16 protein-coding genes are annotated in these 16,912 nt (G+C 75.0%); 6 read left to right on the top strand and 10 right to left on the bottom strand.

All coding sequences use genetic code 11. The features are described from left to right. Positions 1 to 8: 8 nt before the first annotated feature. The 3 genes from LPU43_RS04515 to LPU43_RS04505 all read right to left on the bottom strand — a co-directional run bounded on the left by LPU43_RS04515 (position 9) and on the right by LPU43_RS04505 (position 3,349). Positions 9 to 1,571, bottom strand: coding sequence for an AMP-binding protein (locus LPU43_RS04515; protein WP_229398935.1), 1,563 nt, complete (start codon positions 1,569 to 1,571; stop codon positions 9 to 11). 108 nt (positions 1,572 to 1,679) lie between these two features. Next, positions 1,680 to 2,894, bottom strand: a complete 1,215-nt coding sequence (locus tag LPU43_RS04510) for an acyl-CoA dehydrogenase family protein (RefSeq protein ID WP_229398934.1) — start codon at positions 2,892 to 2,894, stop codon at positions 1,680 to 1,682. A gap of 2 nt (positions 2,895 to 2,896) precedes the next feature. Beyond that, positions 2,897 to 3,349 (bottom strand): SCP2 sterol-binding domain-containing protein, encoded by a 453-nt coding sequence (locus LPU43_RS04505; protein ID WP_229398933.1) that lies wholly within the window; start codon positions 3,347 to 3,349, stop codon positions 2,897 to 2,899. Positions 3,350 to 3,423: 74 nt separating this feature from the next. Here LPU43_RS04505 and LPU43_RS04500 point away from each other — a divergent pair, with 74 nt between their 5' ends. Then, a complete protein-coding gene (locus LPU43_RS04500; RefSeq protein WP_229398932.1) occupies positions 3,424 to 4,062 on the top strand; it encodes a TetR/AcrR family transcriptional regulator in 639 nt (212 codons plus the stop codon). 62 nt (positions 4,063 to 4,124) lie between these two features. Beyond that, positions 4,125 to 5,333, top strand: coding sequence for a hypothetical protein (locus LPU43_RS04495; protein ID WP_229398931.1), 1,209 nt, complete (start codon positions 4,125 to 4,127; stop codon positions 5,331 to 5,333). A 207-nt stretch (positions 5,334 to 5,540) separates the two neighbouring features. Here the strand turns inward: LPU43_RS04495 and LPU43_RS04490 are convergent, their stop codons facing one another. The 7 genes from LPU43_RS04490 to LPU43_RS04460 all read right to left on the bottom strand — a co-directional run bounded on the left by LPU43_RS04490 (position 5,541) and on the right by LPU43_RS04460 (position 12,755). Beyond that, positions 5,541 to 6,158 carry a DedA family protein gene (locus tag LPU43_RS04490; RefSeq protein WP_229398930.1) on the bottom strand — a complete coding sequence of 206 codons (618 nt, stop codon included), beginning with the start codon at positions 6,156 to 6,158 and terminating at the stop codon, positions 5,541 to 5,543. A 42-nt stretch (positions 6,159 to 6,200) separates the two neighbouring features. Further along, positions 6,201 to 7,454, bottom strand: a complete 1,254-nt coding sequence (locus LPU43_RS04485) for an adenylosuccinate synthetase (protein WP_229398929.1) — start codon at positions 7,452 to 7,454, stop codon at positions 6,201 to 6,203. After that, on the bottom strand, positions 7,451 to 8,416 hold the full coding sequence (locus tag LPU43_RS04480) for a hypothetical protein (RefSeq protein WP_229398928.1): 966 nt from the start codon (positions 8,414 to 8,416) through the stop codon (positions 7,451 to 7,453). The genes LPU43_RS04485 and LPU43_RS04480 overlap by 4 nt, the downstream gene beginning before the upstream one ends. A gap of 10 nt (positions 8,417 to 8,426) precedes the next feature. Next, a complete protein-coding gene (locus LPU43_RS04475; RefSeq protein ID WP_229398927.1) occupies positions 8,427 to 9,416 on the bottom strand; it encodes a protein kinase family protein in 990 nt (329 codons plus the stop codon). Beyond that, positions 9,413 to 10,165 (bottom strand): NUDIX hydrolase, encoded by a 753-nt coding sequence (locus tag LPU43_RS04470; protein WP_229398926.1) that lies wholly within the window; start codon positions 10,163 to 10,165, stop codon positions 9,413 to 9,415. Before LPU43_RS04470 ends, LPU43_RS04475 begins: the two co-directional genes overlap by 4 nt. A 104-nt stretch (positions 10,166 to 10,269) precedes the next feature. Next, complete coding sequence (locus LPU43_RS04465) at positions 10,270 to 11,397, bottom strand: MaoC/PaaZ C-terminal domain-containing protein (protein WP_229398925.1); 1,128 nt, start codon at positions 11,395 to 11,397, stop codon at positions 10,270 to 10,272. Then, positions 11,397 to 12,755 carry a 3-oxoacyl-ACP reductase gene (locus tag LPU43_RS04460; protein ID WP_229398924.1) on the bottom strand — a complete coding sequence of 453 codons (1,359 nt, stop codon included), beginning with the start codon at positions 12,753 to 12,755 and terminating at the stop codon, positions 11,397 to 11,399. The genes LPU43_RS04465 and LPU43_RS04460 overlap by 1 nt, the downstream gene beginning before the upstream one ends. Positions 12,756 to 12,812: 57 nt before the next feature. Between LPU43_RS04460 and LPU43_RS04455 the strand changes: the two genes are divergently transcribed. The 4 genes from LPU43_RS04455 to purB all read left to right on the top strand — a co-directional run bounded on the left by LPU43_RS04455 (position 12,813) and on the right by purB (position 16,884). Continuing rightward, complete coding sequence (locus LPU43_RS04455) at positions 12,813 to 14,105, top strand: acetyl-CoA C-acetyltransferase (protein ID WP_229398923.1); 1,293 nt, start codon at positions 12,813 to 12,815, stop codon at positions 14,103 to 14,105. Between the two features lie 151 nt (positions 14,106 to 14,256). After that, the gene (locus LPU43_RS04450; RefSeq protein ID WP_229398922.1) at positions 14,257 to 15,084 is read left to right on the top strand and encodes a TNT domain-containing protein; all 828 of its coding nucleotides are present in this window, start codon (positions 14,257 to 14,259) and stop codon (positions 15,082 to 15,084) included. A gap of 34 nt (positions 15,085 to 15,118) precedes the next feature. After that, entirely contained in the window at positions 15,119 to 15,370 is a 252-nt protein-coding gene (locus tag LPU43_RS04445; protein WP_229398921.1) for a hypothetical protein, read from the top strand. Positions 15,371 to 15,459: 89 nt separating this feature from the next. Then, positions 15,460 to 16,884, top strand: a complete 1,425-nt coding sequence (gene purB / locus LPU43_RS04440) for an adenylosuccinate lyase (protein ID WP_229398920.1) — start codon at positions 15,460 to 15,462, stop codon at positions 16,882 to 16,884. The last annotated feature ends 28 nt before the right edge of the window (positions 16,885 to 16,912 follow it).

Raw genomic sequence — 16,912 nt, 5'->3', positions numbered from 1 at the left:
AGGCGCCGTCAGCCGTGGTGGCGGCGCAGCTCGCGGGTGAGCACCTTGCCGGTGGCGTTGCGCGGCAGGCGCGCCACGAAGACCACGTCCCGGGGTACGGAGAACCGGGCCAGGTGGTGCCGCACGTGTTCGCGGACCGCCTCCGGGTCCAGCGTCTCGCCGGGGTGCAGCGCGAGGAAGGCGGCGAGCCGCTGGCCGTACGCCTGGTCGGGCACGCCGATGACGGCCACCTCCCGGACCTGGGGCAGCCGGCCGATCAGGTCCTCCACCTCGGACGGGAAGACGTTCTCCCCACCGGAGACGATCATGTCGTCGGCCCGCCCGTCGACGAAGAGCAGCCCGTCGGCGTCGACCCGACCGAGGTCGCCGGTGTCCAGCAGCCCGTCCCGGCTCTCCCGCTCCGCGCCGGAGGTGTAGCCCTCGAAGAGCATCTCGTTGCCGACGAAGATCCGCCCGACCTGACCCGTCGGCACCGGCCTGCCCTCCTCGTCGAGGATGCGCAGTCGGGTGCCGTGGGGCGGGCGGCCGGCGGTGGTGGGCGCCGCGCGCAGGTCCCCCGGGCCGGCGATGGACGCCCAGGAGACCTCGGTCGAGCCGTACAGGTTGTAGAGGACGTCGCCGTAGGCGTCCATGAAGCGGGTGGGCAGCCCGCCGGGCAGCGCGGACCCGCTGACCGCGACCACCTTGAGCGGCGGCCTGTGCTGCGGCGGCGGTACCTCCATGAGCCGCTGCACCATCACCGGCACGGCGAACATGGCGTCGCAGCGCTGGGCCACCAGCGCCTCCAGGGTGGCGGCCGGGTCGAAGCGGCGGTGCAGCACGATGGTGGCCCGCAGGGCGAAGCAGACCTGGAGGGCGGCGTACCCCCAGGTGTGGAAGATCGGCGCGGTGATCATCACGGTGTCCCGGACGCGCAGCGGGATCCGGCTGATGATGGAGACCAGTGGCCCGAAGCCATGCGGGGTGGGGCGGCGGGCGCCCTTGGGCGTGCCGGTGGTGCCGGAGGTGAGCACGATGGTCCGGCCGTCACGCGCCGGGGGCCGGAGGTCGCCGGGGGGCGCGCCCGAGACCAGCTCCTTCAGCCGGCCCTCGCCGACCCGGGGCAGTTCGGCCGGGAGGCCGGCGACCCGCTCGGCGAACTCGTCGTCGTGCACCAGCGCCCTGAGCGCCTGCTGCTCGGCGACGGTGGCGAGCTGCGCGGCGGAGAGCCCGGTGTTGACCAGCACGGCGTCGGCGCCGAGCAGGGTGGTGGCGACCATGGCCTCGACGAGGCCGTGGTGGTTGCGGCACAGCAGCCCGATCCTGTCCCCGGCCCGGACGCCGAGCGCGCCGCGCAGCGACTTCGCCAGCAGCTCGGCCCGGACGAGCAGGTCCCGGTACGTCAGCGTGCCGCCCCGCTCGTCAACGACGGCGACGCGGCCCGGGTCCCGGTTCGCGGCCTGGCGCAGCTCGCCGGAGAGCCCCCAGCCCCATTTCCGCAGCGCGTTGAGCTGAGCGGCGACCCGGAGGGGCGGGCCGGGGGTGAGCAGACCGCGCCGGGCCAGCGTGGCGACGGTGAACGGCAGGTCCATCCGCAGGGCCTCCTTCGGCGTGGGGTGAAGGGGCCCCATCCGGGGCCCCTCGCCGGGCGTGTGCGCCGTGGTGCGGTGCCGTCGGGTGGTGCTTCCGGGCGGGTCGGGTCAGCGGACGTACACGCCGGAGATGGCCCGGGAGATCACCAGCCGCTGGATCTCCGAGGTGCCCTCGAAGATGGTGTAGATCTTGGCGTCCCGGTACCAGCGCTCGACCGGGTGGTCGCGCAGGAAGCCGGCCCCGCCGAGGAGCTGCACGGCCCTGTCGGTGACCGACACGGCCACCTCGCCGGCCTTGAGCTTCGACATCGAGCCCTCGCCGGCGGTGAACGGGCGGTTGTTCCGCCCCATCCAGGACGCCCGCCAGACCAGCAGCCGGGCCGCGTCGATCTCCATCTTCATGTCGGCCAGCGCGAACGCGACCGCCTGGTTCTCGATGATCGGCCGGCCGAACTGGACCCGCTCCTTGGCGTACTCCAGCGCGTACTCGTAGGCGGCCCGGGCCACGCCGAGCGCCTGCGCGCCGACGGTGGGCCGGGACAGCTCGAACGTGCGCATCGCGGCCTGGCCCGAGGCGCGCCGGCCGGAACGGGCTCGGTCGAGCCGCTCGTCCAGGGCCTCCTTGCCGCCGAGCAGGCAGCGGCCCGGCACCCGGACGTCGTCGAGGAAGACGTCCGCCGTGTGCGAGGCGCGCAGCCCCAGCTTGCGCAGCTTGCGGGTCGCGCTCAACCCGGGGGTGCCCGGCGGTACGACGAACGCGGCCTGGCCGCGCGAGCCGAGTGTCGGGTCGACCGAGGCGGTGACCACGTGCACGGCGGCGATCCCGCCGTTGGTGGCGTACGCCTTCTGCCCGCGCAGCACCCACTCGTCGGTGGCCTCGTCGTAGACGGCCCGGGTGCGCATCGCGCCGACGTCGGAGCCGGCCTCCGGCTCGGTGGTGCAGAACGCCGCGACGGCGGGCTCGTCGGCGGTGCCGAAGCACTGCGGCACCCACTCGACGAGCTGGTCGGGGGTGCCCGCGCCGTAGATGGCGGCCACGGCGAGCGAGGTGCCGAAGATGCTCAGGCCGATTCCCGCGTCGCCCCAGAAGAGTTCCTCGCTGGCGATCGGGAGGGAGAGGCCGGTCGGGTCGGCCCAGCAGGTGGCGAGGAACTCGAAGCCGTACAGGCCGACCTTCGCCGCCTCCCGGATGACGGGCCAGGGGGTCTCCTCCCGGGCGTCCCACTCGGCGGCGGCGGGGCGCACGACCTCGGCGGCGAAGCCGTGCACCCAGTCCCGCAGGTCCCGCTGCTCCTCGTTCAGGTCGAGCGAGAACTCGACCATCGTCAGGCCTTGGGGATGTCGAACAGGTTGGCGATGTTGGCGGCCAGGCCCAGGTCGCCCTTGGCCTTCAGCTTGCCGGTCATGAACATCATGACCGGGTTGGCGCCGCCGGAGACGATCTTCAGGAACTCGACCGGGCCCATGGTGAGGCTCAGCTTCGGGTCGTGCTGCGGGGTCTCGTTGACGGAGCAGGAGCCGTCGGCGATGACGATCTCGTAGGTGTCGGTGCCACCGTCGGGGCGCCCGGTGATGTTCCAGTGGATCACCGCGTTGGTGGAGCCGGCCCGGTCGGCGCGGAACAGCGACGGCATCCGGCTGAAGACCTCGTGCAGGATCTTGCCCCGCAGGTCGCTGGACATCACCTCGGCGATCTTCGAGTCCGGGGTGGACTTGACCAGCTGGGCGAACTCCTTCGGGCCGTAGTTGGCGAAGGTGGCCGGGTCGAAGTCAGTCATAGGGGATGCACCTTTCGGGCCGTCACGGTGGTTACTCTGGCGTAACCTTACGCACGAGTAGGTATGCTCGCAAGGTGTCCGGCACCCCCACCTTCAAGCGCCTTCCCCGGGCCGTGCGCGAGCAGCAGATGCTCGACGCGGCCGTCCGGGTCTTCTCCCGCCACGGCTTCCACGCGGCCAGCATGGACGAGATCGCCGAGGTCGCGGGCATCTCCAAACCCATGGTGTACGCGTACCTGGGCACCAAGGAGGAGCTCTTCGTCGCCTGTTTGCACCGCGAGGGCACGCGGATGATGGAGGCCATCGCCGGGGCAGCCGCCCCGGAACTCGACGCCGACGAGCGGCTCTGGCGTGGGCTGCGGGCGTTCTTCGGCTTCGTCGGCGCGCACCGGGACGGCTGGGCGGTGCTCTACCGGCAGGCCCGGGGCTCGCAGCCGTTCGCCGGCGAGCTGGCCGCCATGCGGTCCCGGCTGGTCGAGGTGGTCGCAGGGATGCTCGACCACGCGCTGCGCGCCGAGGGCGTCGAGGTGAGCGAGACGGAGCTGGAGGTCGTCGCGTACGCCCTGGTCGGCGCGAGCGAGTCGCTGGCCGACTGGCTCGCCGACCACCCCGAGGCCGACCCGGGGAAGACCGCCACCCGGATGATGAACGTGGCCTGGCTCGGCGCCGGCCAGCTCCTGCGCGGCGTCACCTGGCACCCGCCGCAGGAGTGACGCCGCTGGCCCCGGCCCGCCGCTGGCCGGTTCTGTCGGTGGGGCGGGCGAGGATGGGCGGCGTGCTCGACGGACTCGACGACATCGACTGGCCCCGGCTCGGCCACGCCTACGGCTCGGCCACCGACGTGCCCGACCAGCTCCGCGCCCTCCGCTCGCCCGACCGCCGGGCGCGGCAGGCCGCCCTGCGCGGCCTGTTCGCCAACATCTTCCACCAGGGCTCCCGCTACGAGGCGTCGGCCTACGCCGTGCCGTTCCTGCTGGAGCTGGTCGCCGACCCGGCCACCCCGGACGCGGACTCGGTGCTGCTCCTGCTGACGATGCTCGCGGTCGGCTACGACGAGCGGTGGGTGCCCGACGGCTTCCCGGTGGCCGAGTACCGCCGGGCCGCCGAGGGCGGGCGGGAACTGCTCGCCGCCAAGCCGTCCCCATGGGACGGCGACGACGACGAGGACGAGGAGGAGGACGTCGAGTACGCGTACGTGGAGTCGCTGACCGAGGAGGATCAGGGGCGGCTCTGGGCGTACGTCGAGCTGTCCGCGTACGACGCGGTGCGGGCCGGGGTGCCCCTCTTCCGCGACCTGCTCGCCCACCCCGATCCGGGGATGCGCCTCGGCGCGGCGTACGCGCTCGCCTGGTTCCCGGAGGACGCGGCCGGCAGCCTGCCCGCGCTGATCGCGGCGGCCGACGCCGCGCCGGAGGCCACCGAGGCCGCGACCGCCCTGGTGGCCGCCGGGCTGCTCGGCTGCGCACCCGACGCCGGCCTGCTGACGGACCCACGCCCGCAGGTCCGCTGGGCCGCCGCGGTCGGTCGGGCCCGGGTGCTGGGCGTTGACGCCGACGAGCCGACCGCCGAGGAGCTGCTGCGCTGGGCGGCGTCGGCGGTCCGGCCGCAGGGCGACGGGCCGACGGTGCCCTTCCTCGACGGCGACCTGGCTGGCTACGCGGGCCTGTCCCTGCGCCTGCTCGGCCCCCGGCACGCCGACCGGGCGTTCGACGCGCTGCTCAACCGGCTGCCCGCCGTCGGTGGGGAGGAGGCGCTGGCGGTGGCGACGGAGGCGCTGCGCCTCGCGTTCCCCGACGGCCGGCTGACGGCGGGGACGCCCCCCGCCGCGCTGACCCCGCGCCAGCGGCGTCTCGTCGAGGCGCTGGCCCACTCGCCGCAGCCCTGGCTCCTCGACGGCCGGCCGTTCGGCAACGTCGCCATGCTCGTAGCCGACTACGGCCTGCCGCGCAGCCGGGAGGCGCTGCTCGCGTACGCGGCGGGCTAGCCGGCGGTACCGGGAGCCCACCCGACCCGGCCGTCGCGCTCGGCGGGCCTAGACCCGCTCGCCGTGGCGCGGCCCCGGTCGCCGTGACGCGCCCGGCCCGGCCGGCCCCGGCGTGGGGCCCTGGTCTCGACTCGGGCCGCGTCGCCCTGGTCCCGGCTCGGGCCGTGTCGCCTTGTTCCCCGCTCGGGCCGGCGTGGCGCGTGGCGCTCAGCTCCGGCCGGCGGCGCGTCGCCGGGCGCGGCGTCGCAGCCAGCGGGCCGCCTCCAGCAGCAGGGCCACCGCCGCCCCCAGCCCGACACCGGCCAGGATGCCCGCGACGGGGTTCCGCTCGAAGGCGAGCCCGCCGAAGTAGCCGAGCAGCCCGCAGTAGGCGGCCCAGGTCACGGTGGCGAGCGTGTCGAAGAGCAGGAACGACCGGAGCGGGTACCGCACCGCGCCCATCGTGAGGGTCACCGCCGTGCGCCCGCCCGGGACGTACCGGGCGGTGGTGAGGATCAGCCCGCCGCGCCGGTCCACCGCCCGCCGGGCCCACTCAGAGCCGGAGCGTCGACGGCTGGCCGCCGGGAGCCGGGCCAGCCGGTGCGCGCCGCCGCTGCGGCCGATGACGTACGAGAGGTGGTCGCCGGCCAGCGCGCCCAGCGAGGCGACCGCGATCACCGTCGTCAGGTCCGGCTGCCCGCTCGCCGCGAAGACCCCGGCGGTGACCACGACCGTCTCGCCGGGTACGGCCGGGAAGACGGCGTCGACCGCGGTGACCACGAAGACCACCAGGTAGACCCACGGCGAGGTGACCGTGTCGTGGAGCAGGTCGAGCACCGACTGCATGTCCTCATGCTCTGCCGCCGAGGTGTTGGGAAGGGGCCCTTCCTATACAAAAGGAGTTAACAAGGTGCCCTTCCTTTCAGCCTTGCCCTCGGCGGTCGGCGAGCTGGACGTCAGCACGACGGGGACGCCCAGCGCCTCCTCCACCGCCGAGGGCCAGTCGGCCGGCGGCGGGTCGTCGTAGACCGGGCGGGCCGCGAGCAGGCGGGCGGTCAGCGCGGCCTGCCGGTCCAGGTCGCCGGGCGGGCCCGGCTCCAGCCGGTCGGCCGTGTCGTAGCGACGGCAGATCCGCAGCCCCCGGTCGGCCCAGTCGAGGTGGGTGAGCGCGAGGCCGTCGACCCCGCCGGCCGCCGCGAGGGCGTACCGGTGGGCGACCGCGTCGAAGTGGCCGAACCGGAACCGCCCCTGCCACGGGTTGGTCGGGTTGCGCGGGTCGGCCAGCGGCAGCGCCGGGTCCTCGGTGACCAGGGGGCCCGGGCCGTGCCGCGTGGTGGCGATGCGCAGCACGCCCAGCCGCTCGGCCGCGCCGGCCTGGCCCGCCTCGGCGAGCAGGGCCTCGGCGTTGGCGAACGTGGTGGTGCTCCACGTCGTGTACGGGTGGAAGCCGTGCCACTCGTCGAGCAGCACCCCCTGCGCCCCCTCGAAGACGCAGGGCCCGGCCCGCAGCACCCCGGCCAGGTGCGCCCGGTCGACGATCGCCACCCGGCCGGCGAACGCGGTGAACGCGGGCAGGCAGTCGTCGACCGGCGGGGCGTCCAGCGGGCCGAGTTCGGCGGTGAGCCGGTCCCGCAGCGCGGCGAGCCGGCGGCGCAGCACCGCCGGGGCGCGGCAGTCCGCCACCCGGGGCGCGTCGTCGGGGTGGGCGAGGCCGTACGCGACGGCCTCGCCCACGCCCAGCCCGCAGGAGCCGTGCCGGTCGGCGCCCCGGGCCAGCTCCCGGGCCCGGTTGGCGGCCCGGTGGTAGGGGGTGGCCAGCAGCGCCTCCCCGTCGACCGTGAGCCGGTCGAGCGCGTCGGGCACCCCCACCGCCGCGAGGTGGTCGGCCTCGGCGGCCAGCGCCAGCGGGTCCACCACCACGTGCCGCGCCAGGTGGGTGCGCACCCCCGGGTGGAAGGTGCCGGCCCCGAACTGCGCGAACGTGTGGTGCCGGCCGTCGCGCAGGACGACGTTGTGCGCCGCCTGCGCGCCCCCGTTGAAGCGGACCACCGTGTGGACGGGCCGGGTCCCGCACAGCCAGTCCACGACGGTGCCCTTGCCGGCGTCGCCGTAGCCGAGGTCGACCACCATCGCGTGGTTCACAGCCGGGTGACCCCCCGGGTCGCCGCCGGCACCGACGGGACCGGCAGCGCGCCCACCCGCTGCACCGGGCCGCCCCGGAAGCGGGCGAGGGCCTTGCCGACCGTGCCGGTGGCCGTCGAGCCGGCCCGCCGCAGGTCGTCGAGGCCCCGGTCGAGGTCGACGGCCTGCTCGCCGAGGCCCACGGTGAGGGCGATGGTCTCGCAGACCGCGTCCAGGTCGTCCAGCACCACGGCGTTCTGCCCGAGCAGGTCGCGCCAGAAGTCGATCACCTTGCTGTTGCGGGCGTAGTGGCTGCCGGCGGGGAGCAGGTAGTAGGTGTCCCAGCGCCGGGTCACCTCGTCGACGATCTGCCGCAGCGGCACGTCCTCGCCCAGGTCGTCGCCGATCAGGTGGCTCACCTGCCGCCGGTCCACCTTCGGGTAGGCCAGCTCGTCGCCGATGATGAACAGGTACCCGCGCCGGCCCCTCTTCTCCCAGCAGTCGGTCACCGTGCGCCGGGCCATGAAGTACATGGCCAGCTCGTAGGACTCCATCATCTGGCCACCGCCGCCGCCCTCCAGCACGATCCGGCCGAGGTCGTCGTCCATCCGGTTGTCGGACTCGAACTGCCCCACCTGCAACGGCACCCGGTCGCAGGTGGCGTCGCCGATCGCGCCGAACATGATCTGCGGGTCGCGGGCGTACCCCTGGCGGAGCAGCAGCCCGAGGAGCTGCGGCAGCTTGGTCTGGAGGGTGCGGGGCACGTGCCCCATCGAGCCGGTCACGTCGAACAGCACCGAGATGGCCGTCGACTGCGGGTGCTCGGCCGAGTCGCGGCTCTCCCGGACCGCGCCGCGCGGGTCGAGGGCGGCGTGCACGGTGCGCGCCCCGCTGTCGCTGTAGGAGAACGCGCTCTTGCCGGTGGGCCGGCGGTAGCGGTCGGCGGCGTCGTACACGTCGGTGGACCACATTCCACTGCCCATGGCAGCCTCCCTAGGGGTTGAGGGTGAAGGGTCGGAAGGTGCGCGGCCCGTAGAGCCGCTCCAGCACCTCGTCCAGTTCGCGGAGCAGCCGCCAGGCGTCGTCCGGGCGGGCGTGCGGGGCGGGCAGGCGGCAGCCGTCGGCGAAGGCCCGCAGCTCGCGGGGCGCCCGGTCGCCCATCAGCCAGGTCATGCAGCCGGCGGCCATCGCCAGGTCGGTGCCCGGGCCGCAGGGTCGCCGCGCGGCGACCTCCGGCGGGTACCAGTCCTCGTGGCCGGGCACCAGCGCGGGGATCGCGCCGTCGCCGACCACGGAGAAGCACCAGTCGACGAGGACCACGCCGTGCCCGTCCGGCTCGATCAGCACGTGCCGGGGCAGCACCGCGCCGTGCGTCACGCCGGCCCGGTGGGCGAGGCCGAGGGCGACCAGCAGCCGCCGCCACATCCAGGCCGCGTCGCGGGCGTCCAGCCCGTCCGGGTACGCCCGGCGCACCTCGTCCAGGCTGTGCAGCCCCGGCGCGGTGGCCAGCACGGTGATCCGCCGTTCCGCGCCGGTCGCCGCGTCCCGGTGGCGGAACGCGTCGACCAGCCGGGGCACGTAGGGCAGGTAGCGCGGGTCGCCCCGCTCCTCGATCAGGCGCAGGGCCCGCTCCTCGCGGGCCATCAGGTCGTTGTCGGCGGGGTCGCGGGGCAGCTTGAGCAGCCGGTCCGCGCCGACGTCGTAGAGGTCGGCCAGGTCGCCGGCGTGGGCGAGCGCCCCGAGCCGGTACGCCCCGAGCACGAACCCGTCGACCCCCGTCGCCCGGCCGGCCCGCCACCGCGTGGTGACCCGGACGAAGGCGTCGGTGGCCTCGGCGCGTACCCGGTCGTCGAGCGTGCCCAGCCGGTCGGGGTGCAGGGCCGCGACCAGCTCGCGGTAGCGGCGGGCCGGCGCGTCCGCGCCGAACAGGTCGGCGTCGGTGCGGGCCGCCGCGACCAGGCGGATGGCCTCCTCGGTCCTCACCGGATCGTCTCCTCCCGGGCGGGGCGCAGCAGCGCCGGGTGCAGCAGTTGGGCGTCGCCGGCCCGGTAGAGCTTGGCGCGCGGGCCGCCGCGCGGGCCGCCGCGCTCGGTGCTGGCCCCGGTGCTCTCGACGAAGCCCGGCACGGAGAGCACCTTGCGGTGGAAGTTGCCGGCGTGCAGGGGGTGCCCCCAGACCGTCTCGTAGACGCCGCGCAGCTCGGTGACGGTGAACTCGGGGTCGAGGAAGCGGGTGGCCAGCGGGGTGTACTCCAGCTTGGAGCGGGCCCGATCCAGCCCGTCGTCGATGATCCGGGCGTGGTCGAAGGCGAGCTGCCGGCTGGCCAGCGCGGTGACCGGCAGCCAGGCGGCGTCGTCGGCGTCGCTGCCGGCGGCCGGGTCGGGCAGGTCGGGGGCGAACGCGAGGTGGGCCACGGAGATGATCCGCATGCGCGGGTCCCGGTCGGGCGCGCCGTAGCTGGCGAGCTGCTCCAGGTGGACCCGGCGCAGCCGCTCGCCGCCGAGCCCGGTCTCCTCGGCCAGCTCCCGCCGCGCCCCGGCGGCCAGGTCCTCGTCGGGGTGGACGAAGCCGCCGGGCAGCGCCCAGTGGCCCGCGAACGGCGGCTCGCCCCGGCGGACGAGCAGCAGGTGCAGCGCGCCCTCGCGGATGGTCAGGGCGACCACGTCGACGGTGACGGCGACGGCCGGGTACGCCCGGGGGTCGTAGGCGGCGAGGTACTCCTGCTCGTTCACGGCGTCTCTCTAACTCTGAGAATAACTCGAACTGAGAACAACTTATCCCACGAAGGGGTGACCGGCAAGCCCCCGCCCGTCGACCTCGGCGGGGGCCTGCCCGGTCAGCAGACCGTGCCCACCAGGTGCGGGCGGCCGGCCCGTGCGTCGTGCAGGGCGAACTCCCAGGTCGAGCCGGCGGCGGAGGCGCTCAGGGCCACCTCGGACGGCAGCGGCACCGGCAGCTTGAACGCCGCCTCGACGGTGTACGCGTCCGGCAGCCGGCCTTCCAGGGCCGCCAGGCAGCGGGCCTTGCTCCACATCCCGTGCGCGATCGGGCGCGGGAAGCCGAACAGCCGCGCCCCGAGCCTGGACGTGTGGATCGGGTTGTGGTCGCCGGAGACCCGGGCGTAGTCGGTGCCCACCCGGGGCGTCACCCGCCACCGGGCGGTCGCGGCCGGCGGCGGGGGCCGCTCGCCCGGGTCACGCCGCTCGCCGCCGCCGGCCCCGCGCTCCCGGCCGAGGTACGTCGAGACGCCCCGCCACACCTCCTCGCCGCCGACCGACGCGACCAGCACCACGTCGACCTGCCGGCCGCGCTCGTGCGGGCGCAGCCCCTCGGCGTACGCGCGGAAGTCCAGCGTTTCGCCGGCCTCCACCGGCCGGTGCGTGGTGATCCGGTTCGCCACGTGCACCAGCCCGACCAGCGGCATCGGGAACTCCGGCGCGGTCATCAGCTTCAGCGCCAGCGGGAAGCCCATGACGTGGGGGTACGTCGCCGGCAGCCGGTCGGCCAGCCGGAACCCGCAGACCCGGTCGTAGTCGGCCAGGTGCGCCCGGTCCACGGTGACCCCGGCGACGGCCAGCTCGACCGCCGGCAGGGCGTCGCCGCGCCGCCGCCCGGCCGGCGGCAGGGCTCCGAGCAGGGCGCGCCGGTAGAGCGGCCCGGCCTTCGGCAGGTGCGGCAGCCGCACGACCGCCCGGCCGCCCGCCTCGCCCGACAGGTCCCGCGCCTCACCCGACAGTTTCCGCGCCTCGGCGGAGAGGTCCCGGGTCTCACCCGACAGGTCCCGCGCGACGCTGGCCAGGTCGTGCGTCGGCCCCGCGCCGAGGTCGGGCTCCAGCGGCCCCGCCGGCTCCAGCGGCCCCGCCGCGCGGGCGGCGGCCACCCGCTCCGGCGAGATGACGTCGGTCGGGCCCTCGATCAGCTCGTACACCGACAGCTCGTCGGCGTGGTCGTCCGGCCTGGTCATCACGCCCCCAGCAGGCTCTGGCCGCAGACCCGGACGATGTTGCCGCTGATCGCGCCGCTGGCCGGCCAGGCCAGCCAGCCGATGGTCTCGGCCACGTCGACCGGCAGGCCGCCCTGGGTCATGCTGTTCATCCGGCGGCCCGCCTCGCGGACCACCAGCGGGATGCGGGCGGTCATCCGGGTCTCGATGAAGCCGGGGGCGACGGCGTTGATGCTGATGCCGCGTTCGCGCAGCACCGGCGCGAGGGACTGCACCAGGCCGATCACGCCGGCCTTCGAGGTGGCGTAGTTGGTCTGCCCCCGGTTGCCGGCGATCCCGGCGATCGAGGAGACCGAGACGATCCGGCCGCCGGCCGGGACGAGCTTGCGCTCCAGCAGCACGTCGTTGATCCGCTCCTGGCTGGAGAGGTTGACGTCGACCACCGAGTTCCACCGGTCGGCGTCCATCCGGCCGAGGGTCTTGTCGCGGGTGATGCCGGCGTTGTGCACCACCACGTCGACCCGGCCGTGCCGACCGGCCAGGTGCTCGGCGAGCCGGGTCGGCGCGTCGGGGGCGGTCAGGTCAAGCTGCACGGCGCTGCCGCCGATCTCGTTGGCGACGGCGGCCAGCTCGTCCCCGGCCGCCGGGACGTCCAGCGCGACGACCTGCGCGCCGTCGCGGGCCAGCACCTTCGCCAGCGCCGCGCCGATGCCCCGGGCCGCGCCGGTGACCAGGACGACCTGGCCGTCCAGCGGCCGGTTCCAGTCGGCCGGCGGCTCGGCCGCGCCGGCCCCGACGCGGATCACCTGGCCGGAGACGTACGCGGAGCGGCCGGAGAGCAGGAAGCGCAGGGTGGACTCCAGGCCGGTGGTGGTGCCCGCGTCGCCGTTCGGGGTGACGTGGACGAGCTGGGCGGTGACGCCCCGGCCGAACTCCTTGCCGATGCTGCGGGTCAGCCCCTCGATGGCGCGCTGGGCGGTCGCCTCGCGCGGCGAGCCGCACTCCTCGGGCGGGGTGCCCAGGACGATCACCCGGCCGCTGGGCATGATCGAGCGGGCCTGCGGGTGGAAGAACTCGTGGAGCTGGCCCAGCCCGGTCGAGTCGGTGATCCCGGTGGCGTCGTACACCAGGGCGGCGTGCCGGCGCTCGGGGTCGGGCGCGGCGGCCGGGTCGGCCGGCTCGACCCCGGCGGCGGCCAGGATCGCGCGGACCGGCTCGGCGAGCCGGCCGCCGGTGGCCGAGCCGAGCAGGACCGGCCCGGGGACCAGCGGGTCGCCCGGGGTGTGCCGGCGCAGTCGTGGCGGGTCGGGTAGCCCCAGGCGCTTGACCAGCGCGCGGCCGGCCCCCGTTCGGACGAAGCTCGCGTACCTGTCGGTCATAGGCGTAGCCTACTGGCCAGTAGGTTTCGAGCAAGCCCTGAATTTGGAGGCGGGATCGTGCAGAGCATCCGGCGGGTCGCGGTCATCGGCGGCAACCGCATCCCCTTCGCCCGGTCCAACTCCCGGTACGCCAGCGCGTCCAACGCGGACATGCTCGGCGCGGCGCTCGACGGGCTCGTCGCCCGGTTCGGGCTGGCCGGGGAGCGGGCCGGCGAGGTCGTCGCGGGTGCGGTGCTCAAGCACTCGAAGGACTTCAACCTCACCCGCGAGGTGGTGCTCGGCTCCCGCCTCGACCCGCACACCCCGGCGTACGACATCCAGCAGGCCTGCGGCACCGGCCTGGAGGCGGCGATCCTGGTCGCCAACAAGATCGCCCTCGGGCAGATCGACGTCGGCATCGCCGGGGGCGTGGACACCACCTCCGACGCGCCGCTGGCGGTCAACGAGGACATGCGGCGCACGCTGCTGAAGATCAACTCCGCCCGCAGTCTCGGCCAGCGGCTGAAGCTCGCGACGAAGCTGCGCCCGCTCCAGCCGTTCCAGCCGGAGATCCCGCGCAACGCCGAGCCGCGCACCGGGCTGTCGATGGGCGAGCACGCGGCCCGCACCGCCGTGCGCTGGAACGTCGACCGGCAGGCCCAGGACGAGCTGGCGCTGCGCTCGCACCAGCGGCTCGCCGCCGCGTACGAGCGGGGGTTCTTCGACGACCTGGTGACGCCGTACCTGGGGCTCACCCGCGACCAGAACCTCCGCCCGGACACGACCCTGGAGAAGCTCGGCTCGCTCAAGCCGGTCTTCGGGCACCGGGGCCCGGACGCCGAGCGGGCCACCATGACCGCCGGCAACTCCTCCCCGCTCACCGACGGGGCGTCCGCCGTGCTGCTGGCCAGCGAGGAGTGGGCCGCCGCGCACAGCCTCCCCGTGCTCGCCTGGTTCTCCTGGTCGGAGGTGGCGGCGGTCGACTTCGTGCACGGTGACGAGGGTCTGCTGATGGCCCCCGCGTACGCCGTGCCCCGGATGCTGGCCCGCGCCGGGCTGACGTTGCAGGACTTCGACTACTACGAGATCCACGAGGCGTTCGCCTCGCAGGTGCTGGCCACCCTGGCGGCCTGGGAGTCGCCGGAGTTCTGCAAGGACCGGCTCGGCCTGGACACCCCACTGGGCGCGATCGACCGGGACCGGCTCAACGTCAACGGCTCGTCCCTGGCCGCCGGGCACCCGTTCGCCGCGACCGGCGGGCGGATCGTCGCCACGCTGGCCAAGCTGCTGGCGGAGAAGGGCGGCGGGCGCGGCCTGATCTCGATCTGCGCGGCCGGCGGGCAGGGCGTCACGGCGATCCTGGAGCGCTGAACCCGGCCGGTGTGACGGCGATCCGGGAGCACTGACCCGGGCGGGGCGGGACGGTCAGCCTTCCCGGTGGCAAAAGGCGCAAAGGGGAACATCCGGGGTGTGACCTTCCGAAGATGAGGACAGCTCTTGTCCGATTTCGGGAGGTTCGAAGATGAAAGTACGTCGTTGGGCCCTGGCCGCCCTCTCCGGGGCGGCCCTGGCCCTCGCGCCCGCCACGCCGGCGCTCGCTACCCCGGCCGACGCCGACCCGACCGCCTCGCTCGTCTCCGACCGGTCGGCACCGGGTGGCTTCTGGGGGTCCGCCGCCCCGGTCGACCCCGCGCAGCCGCAGCGGCCGTCGGGCGGCGGCCTCTGCCGCCCCGGCACCCCGCCGGACGCCCCGCGCACCACCCAGTTCTACGGCGGCAACCCGCTGTTCGGCCCCGAGCAGTTGCCCGCCGCGTCGCCCGTCGGGCCGCTGCTCGCCGGCTACCAGCGGTTCGGCGGGCTCAACGAGACCGAGTTCCTCCGGACCTACGGCAACACCGCCGGCACCGGATACGTCTACCCGCCCGCGAAGGGGTACGTCCTCGGCCCGGACGGCCGGCCGATCAGGAACGCGCAGACGTTGCTGCCCGGGTACCGGCTCGACCGCTTCGGCTTCCCGGGCGGCGCGTTCCTCGCCCCGCTCGGCACCCCGTTCGGCGCCCGGTCGCTGCCCCCGCCGAACCTGAGCACCCCGGCCGACTCCCCGCTGGCCAACTACCACGTCTACTGCGTGGTGAAGCCGTTCACGGTCGACTCCGGGCCGATCGCGCCGTGGTTCGCCCAGCCCGGCCTGGGTACCCAGTTCGAGCTCAACCCGGCGTACCTGCCCCGGGCCGGGAGCGACCTGAGCGTCACCTGGCTGCTCGCGCACGGGTACCTGGTGGAGGAGAAGCTGGCGGCGGGACCCTGCGCCGCTCCGCCGCGGCGCGGTGCCGTCCCCGCCGCCTGCTGACCCGGCGGGACAGACCGAGGAAGGGGGGTCGGGCGTGGACCGGCACCAGGTACGCGGCGCCCTGCTGGCGGCGGGGCTGTCGCCCGACGCCTTCGAGATCGAGGGCGTGCACGAGCAGGTGCCGGTCCCGCCCGACTTCTGGTTCCTGCGCCGCTCGCCGGACGGGCGCTGGGAGATCGGCCTGTACGAGCGCGGCACCCGCGACGTCCGCCAGGTGTACGACTGCGAGGAGGCCGCCGCCGCCGGCCTCTACGCCGCGCTGACCGGCCGCCCCGCCCCGTACTGAACCGGCGGCCCCGCCCCGTGCCGGACCGGCCGGCGGCCCGGGTGCGGCCCCGTCGCCCGGGCGGCGCGAAGGTACCCGACAATGGGCGGGTGACGACGATCCCGAACGTGCTCGCCCACCGGTACGCCTCACCCGAACTGGTCGCCCTCTGGTCGCCCGAGGAGAAGATCCGCATGGAGCGGCGGCTCTGGCTCGCCGTCCTGCGCGCCCAGCGCGACCTCGGCGTGGCCGTGCCGGACGGGGTCGTCGAGGCGTACGAGCGGGTGCTGGACGACGTGGACCTGGCCTCGATCGCCGAGCGCGAGCGGGTCACCCGGCACGACGTGAAGGCCCGGATCGAGGAGTTCAGCGCGCTCGCCGGGCACGAGCACGTGCACAAGGGGATGACCTCCCGGGACCTCACCGAGAACGTCGAGCAGCTCCAGGTGCGCGCCTCGCTGGAGCTGGTCCGGGACCGGGTCGTCGCCACGCTCGCCCGGCTCGCCCGCCTCGCCACCGAGCACTCCGGCCTGGTGATGACGGGCCGCTCGCACAACGTCGCCGCGCAGGCCACCACGCTGGGCAAGCGCTTCGCGTCGGCCGCCGAGGAGCTGCTGATCGCGTACGAGCGGCTGGTGGACCTGATCGACTGGTACCCGCTGCGCGGGATCAAGGGCCCGGTCGGCACCGCCGCCGACCAGCTCGACCTCTTCGACGGCGACGCCGGCAAGGTCGCCGAACTGGAGCGCCGGGTAGCCGAGCACCTCGGCTTCTCCCGGGTGCTGGACAGTGTGGGGCAGGTCTACCCGCGCTCGATCGACATGGCGGTGCTCGCCGCACTGGCCCAGATCGCCGCCGCGCCGTCGTCGCTGGCCACCTCGATCCGGCTGATGGTCGGTCAGGAGGTGGCCACCGAGGGCTTCAAGCCGGGCCAGGTGGGCTCCAGCGCGATGCCGCACAAGATGAACACCCGCTCCAGCGAGCGGGTGAACGGCTTCGCCGTGATCATCCGGGGGTACCTGTCGATGGTCGGCGAGCTGGCCGGCGACCAGTGGAACGAGGGGGACGTCTCCTGCTCGGTGGTCCGTCGGGTCGCCCTGCCGGACGCGTTCTTCGCCGCCGACGGGCTGTTCCAGACGTTCCTCACGGTGCTCGACGAGTTCGGGGCGTACCCGGCGGTGATCAGCCGGGAGCTGGAGCGCTTCCTGCCCTTCCTGGCCACCACGAAGATCCTGGTCGCGGCCGTGCGCCGGGGCGTCGGCCGGGAGACCGCCCACGAGGCGATCAAGGAGCACGCGGTCGCGGTGGCGCTGGCGATGCGCGAGCGCGGCGCGGCGGAGAACGACCTCTTCGACCGCCTGGCGGCGGACGACCGGCTGGGCCTGTCCCGCGCCGACATCGACGCCCTGGTGGCCGACCCCACGGCGTTCACGGGTGCCGCCGAGGCCCAGGTGACGGCGGTCACGGCCCGGATCGCCAAGATCGTCACCGCCCACCCCCAGGCCGCCACCTACACCCCGCCCCCCATCCTCTGACCCCCTCCCGTCCCGCCCACCCCCGTCC

Origin of the sequence: Micromonospora okii (genome assembly GCF_020884795.1) — a bacterium.
In the GTDB taxonomy this organism is placed as follows: Bacteria; Actinomycetota; Actinomycetes; order Mycobacteriales; family Micromonosporaceae; genus Micromonospora; species Micromonospora okii.
Note: the sequence above shows the minus strand (reverse complement) of the source record. Positions and strands in the feature narration are given on the sequence as shown.